This is a genomic window from bacterium (genome assembly GCA_024228115.1).
GTDB lineage: Bacteria > Myxococcota_A > UBA9160 > UBA9160 > UBA6930.
The window spans coordinates 1-10,747 of the sequence record JAAETT010000331.1 but is presented as its reverse complement, the minus strand read 5'-3'; the positions used below and the strand labels follow the sequence as shown (position 1 = coordinate 10,747).

Annotated in this window: 9 protein-coding genes; 4 read left to right on the top strand and 5 right to left on the bottom strand. The window is 64.2% G+C overall.

Annotated elements, in window-relative coordinates:
- Positions 1-207: 207 nt before the first annotated feature.
- From GY937_14575 to GY937_14565, 3 genes are all read left to right on the top strand, one after another.
- Complete coding sequence (locus GY937_14575) at positions 208-1,347, top strand: SGNH/GDSL hydrolase family protein (protein MCP5057927.1); 1,140 nt, start codon at positions 208-210, stop codon at positions 1,345-1,347.
- Between the two features lie 364 nt (positions 1,348-1,711).
- A complete protein-coding gene (locus tag GY937_14570) occupies positions 1,712-2,248 on the top strand; it encodes a hypothetical protein (GenBank protein ID MCP5057926.1) in 537 nt (178 codons plus the stop codon).
- A 94-nt stretch (positions 2,249-2,342) separates the two neighbouring features.
- Positions 2,343-3,698: a hypothetical protein gene (locus tag GY937_14565; GenBank protein MCP5057925.1), complete on the top strand. Its 1,356-nt coding sequence runs from the start codon at positions 2,343-2,345 to the stop codon at positions 3,696-3,698.
- Positions 3,699-3,745: 47 nt separating this feature from the next.
- Here the strand turns inward: GY937_14565 and GY937_14560 are convergent, their stop codons facing one another.
- From GY937_14560 to GY937_14540, 5 genes are all read right to left on the bottom strand, one after another.
- Positions 3,746-4,729: a ChaN family lipoprotein gene (locus GY937_14560; protein ID MCP5057924.1), complete on the bottom strand. Its 984-nt coding sequence runs from the start codon at positions 4,727-4,729 to the stop codon at positions 3,746-3,748.
- 14 nt (positions 4,730-4,743) lie between these two features.
- Positions 4,744-5,547, bottom strand: a complete 804-nt coding sequence (locus tag GY937_14555) for a hypothetical protein (protein MCP5057923.1) — start codon at positions 5,545-5,547, stop codon at positions 4,744-4,746.
- 87 nt (positions 5,548-5,634) lie between these two features.
- Positions 5,635-6,690: a hypothetical protein gene (locus tag GY937_14550; GenBank protein MCP5057922.1), complete on the bottom strand. Its 1,056-nt coding sequence runs from the start codon at positions 6,688-6,690 to the stop codon at positions 5,635-5,637.
- A gap of 117 nt (positions 6,691-6,807) precedes the next feature.
- Entirely contained in the window at positions 6,808-7,863 is a 1,056-nt protein-coding gene (locus tag GY937_14545; protein MCP5057921.1) for an LLM class flavin-dependent oxidoreductase, read from the bottom strand.
- Entirely contained in the window at positions 7,860-8,765 is a 906-nt protein-coding gene (locus GY937_14540) for an aldo/keto reductase (protein MCP5057920.1), read from the bottom strand. The genes GY937_14545 and GY937_14540 overlap by 4 nt, the downstream gene beginning before the upstream one ends.
- Positions 8,766-8,893: 128 nt before the next feature.
- Between GY937_14540 and GY937_14535 the strand changes: the two genes are divergently transcribed.
- Complete coding sequence (locus GY937_14535; protein MCP5057919.1) at positions 8,894-10,591, top strand: potassium transporter TrkA; 1,698 nt, start codon at positions 8,894-8,896, stop codon at positions 10,589-10,591.
- Positions 10,592-10,747 lie beyond the last annotated feature (156 nt).

Here is a 10,747-nt window from a genome sequence, read left to right as displayed (position 1 = left end):
TCGCTACCGGTTCGGGCGGGCTCACCCCTGGCCGGGCGGGTTTCGCACCCGCTGGACGACGAATCGAAATTTCATGGAGTCATCGCATCTCCTCCAATCCCAATCGACCAGCAGAGCCTGGTCGCACTGTACGGCCTACCCCTCGCCTCGCAACTCATCCCGATCACATGGATCCGAGTAACCGGTTTGTACATCGGTGCATTCGTCTTGATCCAGTCCCTGCTTTCGACCCACTTCTTCCCGATCACCTACGTGACGCATATTCCGAATGCGGACATGATTCTGGAGATCCGCGGAGACAACCTTCCAGGCCTCTACGGGAAACAGCACCTGACGACTGACGCCAAGGGATTCCGCACCACGAAGCCGATCGACTACGACCGCGAAGCGGACTACCGGATCTTCTTCATCGGCTCCTCGACCGTTGCGCAGGATTGGATCGGAAACCGGAACACGATTTCGCACCTGGTCCAGGAGCGCCTCACGGAAACCCTGGGTCGTGATGTGGAAGTAGTCAACACCGGGGTCTCGGGAGTACGGGCGAGGCATAGCCTGGAGACGATGCGACGGGTCGAGGGGTACCACCCGGACATGTACGTGATGCTGATGATGGGAAACGACAGCCTGCTTCAGATCGCCTCTCACTTCTACCGGGAGACACCCAACCAGGATGAAGCCCACAGCCGGATCTTGATGAAGCCGAGCGAATTCAAACTCGAGTTCGTGCCGCGTGCCAAGACCTACACACTCGAAAACACGCTCCTTGGCCGAGCGCTCCTCTGGCTGCAATCCCTGATCGAAGCGAGCCGGCCAGCGGAGCGAAGCCAGGACGAGGAGCCATTCCACGAGATCAGCTATGGGGAGTTCTTCGCCGAGCAGCGCGGATCGCTATTCCGAAGCGATCAACGGACTTTTCTTCCGGAAGCCGTGAGCCCATCGTTTGCCGATGCGCTTCAGCAGATCGGGAAGTTCTGCCAGGAATCTTCTGCGGAATGCGTGATCCTTACGCAACCCAACGGCTACAAGCCGAGCATCAGTGAGGAATACAAGGAGCGGTTGTGGATGACCCCGATGTTCGCCTCCTACTCGTTGACACTCGAATCGATGAGTCACATCGCCCGTCTATACACTCAGTATTGGGTCGAACTCGGTGAGCAGTGGGACCTGCCGGTCTGCGATCTCGATTCGCAAATCGAGCCGTCCCTCGAGAACTTCTACGATGACGTCCATCTCAATCTGGAGGGCTCGCAAAGGGCTGCGGCCTTCGTGCACGACTGTTTGAACGATGTCATACACTCCAAAGAAACCCCGAACTTGCATCGAGGATCATCTGCCCGCAGCGAGTGATCCGCCTCGCGCTTTCCTTGATGGATCGCGATGCCGGGAAGTCTCTAGCGGGCAATCCAGAAGACACTGAGGAACCTCATGTGGACTGCCGCGCGCGAACTCTGGGCCTTCCTACAAGTCCGGAAGAGATACTGGCTGCTGCCGATCTTCGTGATGACGGCGCTATTCGGTGCCCTGGTACTGCTGAGCCAGGGCTCGACGGTGTCGCCCTTCATCTACACGATCTTCTAGGCGGGCAAGCAGTCGTGGAACCTGGCCAGAGCCCAGGCTAGGCTTTTTGGACCCCCGCGGGAGAATGGGCAATGCCATTCGATGCAAACCCGATCTCCAGGGAGTTGATCCCCTTTTTGAGAAGGAGGCAGCGATGACACGGATCTTCATCATGCTGTGCGCCGCGGGCGCAGTGATCTTTGTACTCAGCGCGTCGCCCGGCACGACAGCCGAGGCCGAGAAAGCCAACCCCGCCATGGAGAAGGGCAAGGAAGCCCGGGGCGAGGGGCAACTTGACCGGAAGGGGAAGGACGCCCAGGACAAGGCCAAGCTCGACCGAAAGGGCAAGGAGCCCCAAGGCAAGGGGCAGCTCGACCGAAAGGGCAAGGACGCCGACGCCAAACTGAAACTCGACCGGAAGGGCAAGGAACCCCAAACGAATGGGCAGCTTGACCGGAAGGGCAAGGACGCCCAGGGCAAAGGCAAGCTCGACCGGAAGGGGAAGGAACCCCAAGGCAAAGGGCAGCTCGACCGGAAGGGCAAGGATGCCGAAGCCAAGGGGAAACTCGACCGGAAGGGCAAGGAGCCCCAGGCAAATGGGCAGCTCGACCGGAAAGGGAAAGACGCGCAGGACAAGGGGAAGCTCGACCGGAAGGGCAAGGACGCCCAGGGCGCCGGCTTGGAGCAGTAGAGCGGGGCAGCCGTGGGGTCTCCTGGTCGCGGCGGTTGATTGAACCGGGGGCTCGCTCGATCCGACCTCCCCTGTGAAGAAAACAGGAGTCTCCATGAGCCCCAGAAAGCACCTCTTCCGCTGGGCGGCCGTCGCCGTGAGCCTGTTTTCCGCTGGACCCATCGTCGCAGCGGAAGGCGGGCCCAGCCCTTCCAGCCAGGGCTCACCGCCCCCGCAGATCGATTCCTATCAGCCCTTCCCGGCCGCCTGGGACCAGCCAGTCACGATCCACGGCAGCCATCTCGTGCCGTGGCAAGACCCGTCGAACTCGAAGCACACCCAGGCTGCCGTATCGGGTTCGGTGCTCTCGAAGCCCGTCAAACTCCTTCAACCGAACGAGTTGGTCGAGATCGGGTCTTCCGAACCTTCCGGGCCCGCCGCTCCTGCGAGCGAGGGATCCGAGCCCACCCTCAAGATGGGGGGCAAAGGCAAAAAGGCTCACTTCGTGATTCCCGCTTCGGACATCGAATCCTGGACCCCGAACGAGATCCGGATCAAGAAGCTCTCCGGTGGCATGAAGGGTGCGTATTGGATCGGCATCTACCAGAACGGGAAGCTCCTGAGCAACCGCAACCGCACCCTCTTCTTTTCCGAGAACGATCCCAACGCCACCCACACTCTCGTCGAGGATGATCCTTCCGACCCAGAAGAAGAAGAGGAGGACGTACAGATCACCATCAACTACCCGCCTGTCCAGGAACCCAGCCAGCCCCAGGCCTATATCCTCTCCTACACACCCAGCGTCGTCGGTGCCGGAGACGAGGTGACGATTTCCGGTGCACTCTACCTCCAGGGCAACCGACGCCTCTACGTCGGTGCCGGCAACAAGCCCCTTGGCAGGATCGACCAGCAGTGGATCAAGGAGTGGTCGGTCAACAAGATCCGCTTCGAGAACGGGTTCCTTCCCACCGGCGTCTACTGGGTTGCCATCTTCGAAGGCCTCCAGCCGGTCAGCAATCTGCTCTGGACCCTCCAGGTCACCGAGGACCCTCCTCCTTCACCGCCGCCCGGCGGGAACGGCTCTGGCCAGCTCACGACGACCCTCGAAAAGGTGCCCATCCTCAACCCGGGAGGATCCAGCGTCGAAGAGGGAAGCAAGAGCGGTTTGCAACGTATGCCCGGTGCGCCCGGCGCCGTCGTCCCCCAGAAGCCTCTGCAGCTGCAACGCCGCATGCAGTCCCCCTCACGCGTGAAGACCCTCCAGCCCAAGAACGGCACGATTCGAAGCCCGAGCCAGGCTCCGACCAACGAAGCGTTGAAGACGAAGAACCTGAAGAAGCAGCGCCGGCCGGCCGCGAAGCCAACCACGACACCCTCCATCGCCCCGGTGCCGGAAAAGGCGGAGGAAGATGCGACCCTGCTGCAGCCGGCTCGACAACCGTCGCGGATCAAGTTGCAGCAGGAACGTTGAATTGAACCAGCCCGGTTGTCTGCGCTGGGTACGCGTGGAGGAATGCTCTAGCTCTCCGCGGGTGGGTCGATCACGGGGATGCGATCGCAAGGATCTTCGCGATCGATGGGGCGGGTGACGTAGACGAGGTCGTAACTAGAGAGCTGATGGCGCTCGTCGTCGGCCCAGTGCTGCCAGTCGTCGGGGCTGGCCTCGACGAAGGCGATCGAGAGTGTCTGCGCGCCCGGCTCGAATTGGGCCAGTGCCCAGGGGATCGCACGCTCGCGGCGAGCGTGGGCGCGCCCGACGATCAGCACGGCCCCGTCCTGGGTGGCGGCCGCTCGGATTGCGTCGGCCATCCACGCGTCCCAGATCCGTTGGATTTCGACCATGCGTGGGATCAAGTCGAGGGGAATTCGGTTGCAATGACCCTCGCGGATCTCTTCCTCGAGATCTGCCTGAGAGGCCTCCGGAAGCGGGCGCGTCGCGATCTCGCGCACGGGGCCGGAGGGGAGGGCTTGTAGCCCCTCCGCCGTGAGACCCTTCCGCAAAGCCAACGGCACCTGGGCTGCAATGATCGGCATCCCCGCGTCGAGGCCCGCTGCGAAGATCGGCTCGTACAGGGGCCACGCCGGCCAGCCGCTCTGATCCCACTCGACGACACCTCGCAGCGCCTCCGGATCCGCCCTTCCCGCCGCTTGGAACTCGGCAATGGCGTCCCGCACGTCCGCGCCCAGCATCTCGAATGCCAGCGCGGGTCGACGTCCGCGAGCTGCAAGCTCTCTCAAGATGCCAGCTTGCAGCCTGTGGTGGTCCGGGTTGTCGTGGTGCTCGCCCAACAACACGTAACGTGCGGCGAGAATCTCTTCCCATACTTCTGCTTCGGTGATCCAGCGCTCCGCGTCCGGGTCGAAGGCGACGAGTCCTTCAGCCGGGGAGAGGATCGCTGCACGCCAGGCACAGGCCCCGCAGAGCAGAACGCAGAGCGACCCCGCCATAACGAGGCGAATCGGCCGACGCAACCGCCCCACTGTGTCGTTCTCGGCCTTCATCGCGCCTCGCGATGTCAGTGCCGGAACTTCTTGTGGCATGCCACGCAGCCTTCTTCGAGCATGGTGGTGGATGCGGCAAGGATCGTGCCGATATCCTCTTCTTCTGCGGCGGCCTTCATGATGTTGGCGTTGTCAGCTACGGCGCTCAGGAAGCCACGGAATTTTCGTCGCTGGCTTGGGCCTCCGAGACCAAATGCGTCCTCGAGGGCCTCGTCTGTGCCAACGATCTCGGTAAGGGCAGCGAGCTCACCGGCCCGCGTACGCAACAGATCGAAATCGCGGATCATCATACCGCGCGTCATGTCCTGCCACGACGACAGGAAATTCGTCATGTACAACACGGAATCGCGCAGACGGCTCTGTGGATCACGGAAGGTGGCGTGGCAGCCCACGCAGGCGTTTCCAACCAGGCCCTTCTTCGCGGCGATGACGGCGGACGGGTCCTGATTTCGGACGGCCAGCGAGATTTCGCGGGACGCCTGTTCCTGGGCCACGAGGAAGGCGTCCCACACCGCATCCTGGTTACGATCCATCCGCAGGGATTCCAGATCGAGCAGGCGCATCCGAACGGCTCGCGAACGCAATCCGCGAGATGCATCTTCGATCTCATCCCAATCGTCGAGCGCCAAACCCTCCGCGATGCGATCGAGCGCGTTGAGGTTCGCCAGCATGTCGCCCACCAGGGGGCGAAGCTGAGCGGACGCTTCGATGGGTGCGAGGGCGATGAACGCCGCTACGGACACCAGCAGTGCGGCGTCGAGCATCTTCATTCGGAGGGAACGAACTGGATTTCGATGGCTCAGTGTTGAAGTCGACATGCGGGGAGTATAAGAGGATCCCCCGTGGCGATCGATACGCCCGGACGGTTCTCGAAGAGTTCCTCGAGGTTTCGAGCACCGGCGACCCTATCTGGCTGTAGACATGGTGCAATCGAGGATGCCATCGTCGAAGATCTGGCCGATCAGCAACCGGTTGCCGTCCACGGCGGCGACGCTCGATGCGGAAACCTCTTCGCCGAGATCGAGGTACACCTCGCGCACCACGCCGCTCTCTGGATCCACGCGAAGCACCTGGGACGGGGAGAGGAGCCCCGGATCCTCGGCATGGGCGCCCACCGCCAGCATCTTCGGATGGGAGCCGATCCAGAGCGCGCCGTCTGCGGCGACCTCGACGTTGTCGAGTCCACTGCCCGTTGCAATTTCGCGTAGGAAATGGAGCGCGCCGGAAACCGGCTCACGCTCGTAGACGCGCACCACCTGCCCCGTCGTTTCAGCCACGTAGATCCGCCGCCCATCCGCGCTCGCGTTGATGCCGTTCGGGTACTGCAGCCCTTCGATCGCGGGCTGGAAACGCTCGCCATCGAAGTAGACGACCCGGGCCCGCGCCAGGCGCAGGTAGGTCTCCAAGGTCTGCCCGAGCCCCGGCGGGTTGGCGTGGGTGTTCGTCAAGTAGAACCGGTCGGGCCCCACTCCTACGATGTCGTTGGGCATGACCAGCAGCTCGTCATCCTCGAGTGTCGTAGGACGACGCACGAGATCTTCCCCTTTCAGATCGAACACGACGATCTTGTGCCGGCGCCCACCCGCACCATCCGGTGGATGATTCACGACGAAGAGAACCTCGCGCCCGTCCGGCCCGCGCCACAGGCTGATGCCGTGTGGCTGGAAGTCGATACCCGCGTCCGGCGTCAGGTTCACGAGACCCTTCTCCGGATCGTCGAGGGCGTAGGCCAGGATCGCACCGGGCACCGACTGCCCGGCCATGGCCGCGCGGCGGTTCGCCGCGGACACGTAAGCCACCCGCTTCTCCGGATGGATCGTGAGATCCTCGGGCCCGGGAGCGCCGGCTACGAGTCGGCAACTCCCTTCGAAATGGGGTTCGAGAGTGCGGAACTGCCCGGCATCCACGAGCAGCTTTCCGAACCAGGCTGCCACGAACAGGACGAGGAGAACGAGTCCCAACAATACTCTTCGACCCATTTCCGGCCCTCTCTCTGTTTCCGAATGATCTGTTCCAGGCTGTGGTTTCAAAGCGCTCTATGACGTTCCCGGTGATTCGGTAGCGGACAACGCGCTCGTTCAGATGAGCGGTCCATGGTCGAGCTGCGGGAGCACGTGGCGTGCGAACAGGTCGCATTCCGTCGCGTGCGGATAGCCCGAGAGGATGAAGGCCTCGATCCCGAGCTTCTCGTAGGCCTGGAGCTTCGCGAGCACCTGATCGGGATCGCCAACGATGGCGGCGCCGCAGCCCGAGCGCGCGCGTCCGACGCCCGTCCACAGGTTCGGCTCAGCGTAGCCGTCGCCAGCCGCGCTCTCGCGCAGCTCCGCCTGGCGACGCACGCCCACCGACTGCGAGTCCAGAGATTTTTCGCGAATCTCCCGGCCCGCGTCGTCGTCGAGCTTCGAGATCAGGCGATCCGCGGCGGCGCGGGCTTCCTCCTCGGTTTCGCGCACGACCACATGGGCGCGATAGCCGAAGCGCAGCGTTCGGCCGTGCTTCTCGGCGCGCGCGCGCATATCGCGCAGGTTCTCCTCGACGGCCGGCAGCGTGTCGGGCCACATGAGGAAGACGTCCGCACCCGCGGCAGCCACCTCGCGTGCGGGCTCCGAGAGCCCGCCGAAGTAGAAGGGTGGGCAACGTCCGGAGACGGTTCGCGCGCCCGGCGGGTCGAGCGACAGATCGATGAACTCGCCGTGGAAGTCGACGGGCTTGCCGTCGAGGAGCGTGCGCAACACCTGCATGATCTCGAGCGTGCGCGCGTAGCGCTGTCCGCTCTCGAGCGTCTGCCCCGGAAGGTCCGAGGAGATGATGTTGACGGTGAGTCGCCCACCGAGCATCTGGTCGAGCGTGGCGAGCTGGCGGGCGAGCTGCGGCGGCCAGAGTTCGCCACAGCGCACGGCGACGAGCAGTCGGATCTGACGCAGCAGCGGCGCCACGCCACCGGCGAAAGCGATCGAATCGATGCCGAGGCCGTAGCCCGAAGGCAGCAGCATGTTGTCGTAGCCGTGGCGATCGGCCGTCAGCACGATGTTGCGGCAGTGCTCGTAGGAGGAGCGCAGTGCCGGGTCGGGTACGCCGAGGAACTCGTAGTCGTCGTCGCAGAGCGCGGAGAACCAACTGACTTCGACGGTCATGGCAGGGGAACTCCTTCGGAAGCTTGCACGATGGCGTAGACGTCCTCACGCGTGAGCCGAACTTCGAGGGCGCGCGCCGCGTCGCGAATGCGGCCTGGATCCATCGAGCCGACGATGGCAACGGGCGCCGCGGGGTGGGCGAGCACGAAGGCAACGCACAGCGTGGCGCGGTCGACACCCTCGCGTTCGGCGATGCGATCGAGTGTCGAGAGCAGTTCCTGGGTGAATCCCTCGCCCGAAACGAGTCGCCCACCCGCCAGCGGGCTCCAGGCCAGCGCGGTCGTATCGTGCTGCATGCACTGGTCGAAGGTGCCGTCGCGCATGGGTGCGAGATGGCCCGCGGAAAACTCGGGCTGGTTCGTGGCGATCGGGAACGGCAGGTGCGCCCGCAGCGCGTCGACCTGCGCGGGCGTATGGTTCGAGACGCCGACCTCGGCAACCTTGCCGTCGCTGCGCAACCGGTCGAGTGCGGCGGCGACGGCGGCCGGGTGAGCGTAGAGATCCGGCCGGTGGATCTGGTAGAGATCGATGCGCTCCACCCCGAGACGCTTGAGGGAGGCTTCGCAAGCTGCGCACAGCGCCGCCTCGCTCGAGTCGTAGGGTATCGGCGGGCGGATGCCGCCCTTGCTGGCCAGCACCATGCGATCGCGCAGCGCGGGTGCGTCCGCCAGCACGCGGCCGAGCAACTCTTCGACGGCGCCGAAGGCGGTGCCGCCCCAATCGAGACCGTAGACGTCGGCGGTGTCGATCAGGTTCATACCGGCATCGAGGGCCGTTTCCACCCGCTCGCGCGCCTGGGCGACCTTCATGTCGACGAGCCTCCAAGAGCCGAAGGCGAGCGGGCCGACCTGCCGATTAGATCCGATGGGGCGGGGGCCGGTGCGGACGAGGGATTCGTTCATCTCGGAATCGTACACGAGGCGCCACCGCCAAGAAGCCTCGGACGGGACTTCGTGGAGGGCGCTCGAACGCCGCTTGACGGCAAAGGGCGCGAAGGACTCCATCTGGCGATAGAATCTGCGCTCGAGCAATGAAGTTCCTGCCCGCGCAACTCCAGGCCCTGCTTCTCGAGCCCGAGATGCGTCGCAACACGACCGCGTTGCTCAAGTACGTCGCTTTCCTCGCGGCCACGGTGGCGGCCTTCTCGGTGCTCTTCCACGTCATCATGCTCTACGAGGGGAAGTATCACTCGTGGATCACGGGCCTCTACTGGACGCTCACGGTGATGAGCACGCTGGGCTTCGGCGACATCACGTTCGAGAGCGATCTCGGTCGCGCCTTCAGCATCTTCGTCCTGGTGACGGGGATCATCACCTTGCTGATCGTTTTGCCCTTCGCCTTCATTCGCTACTTCTACGCCCCGTGGCTGGAAGCCCAGATGCGCTTGCGCGCGCCGCGCACCGTGCCGGACGAGCTGCGCGACCACGTCATCATCTGCCACAACGACACCATCTCCGCCGGCCTGATTCCGCATCTCGACACGCACTCGATCCCCTACCGCGTGATCGAGTCCGACCCGACGATCAGCGCGAACATGCACTCCGATGGCATCTCCGTCGTGGCCGGCGAAGTCACGGACGCCGCAACCTACAGGGCCCTCGGAGCCGAACGTGCGAGCCTCATCTTCGCCAACCTGGGAGACGCCACGAACACCAACGTGATCCTCGCCGTTCGCGAAGTCGCGCCGGAAGTTCCCATCCTCGCGCTCGCCGACGACGACGATTCGATCGACGTGCTCGAGCTGAGCGGCGCTTCGCGCGTGCTGCCGCTCAAGCGCGAGCTCGGTGAACACCTGGCGAGCCGCGTCAGCGTCGGAACACCCAAGACCCATCGCGTCGGGCGCTTCGTCGACCTCGTGATCGCCGAGTTTCCCATCGAGAACACATCGCTGGCGGGGCGAACGATCCGCGATACCCGCCTACGCGAGCTGACCGGGCTCAGCATCGTCGCCGTATGGGAACGAGGGAAACTCGTACCCGCAGGCCCGGAGACGGTGCTCTCCGCGCACAGTGTTCCGGTGATCGTCGGCACCGAAGAACAGATGCTGGAACTCGATGCGCTCTTCGTGATCTACCACCCCAACGAGAACCCTGTCCTGGTGATCGGCGGTGGCAAGGTCGGTGGCGCGGCTGCACGCGCACTTCGCGAGCGCGACGTACGCGTCACGATCCTCGACAAGGACGAGGCGAGCGTGCGCCAGCTTCAGGACTCCGCCGACCGCATCGTCGTCGGCGACGCCGCGAGCCTGGACGTGGTTCTCGACGCTGGACTTCGGGATGCCCCATCGGTGGTACTCACCACCAACGACGATGCGACCAACATCTTCCTCGCAGTCTACTGCCGCCGCTTGAACCCCGACGCGCGCATCGTCAGCCGCATCACCGAAGAATGGAACCTCGAAGCCATCCACCGCGCGGGTGCCGACTTCGCGCTCAGCCACAGCTCGCTTGCGAGCAAGCACCTGCTCTCCGAGGTACAAGGGAGTGAACTGGTCGTTCTCGGCGAAGGTGCAGACCTCTTCGTCGAAGACGTGCCCGCGAAACTCGCGGGGAGCACGCTGGCCGAGAGCGGCATCGGCGCGCAGACCGGCCTCAACGTGATCGCGGTGCGCCTCGACGGCGAATCCATCACGAACCCTGCGGCAGACGTCGAGCTCCGCGCCGGTGCGGAGCTGGTCATGCTCGGTACGGTCGAGCAGCATCAGGATTTCGCCAGACACTTCGGCTAGGAGACCTGTCGCCAGGTCCTAGCCCCAATCCGTCATTGGATCCGGGCCCCTGAGGGTATCGGTCCGGGTCAGGCGGCGAGTTGTTCGATGGCCCGATTGAATCGTTGGCGGGTGGAGGCCTCGGCAGCGATCCGCAGCTCGGCGCGCCCCTGAGGC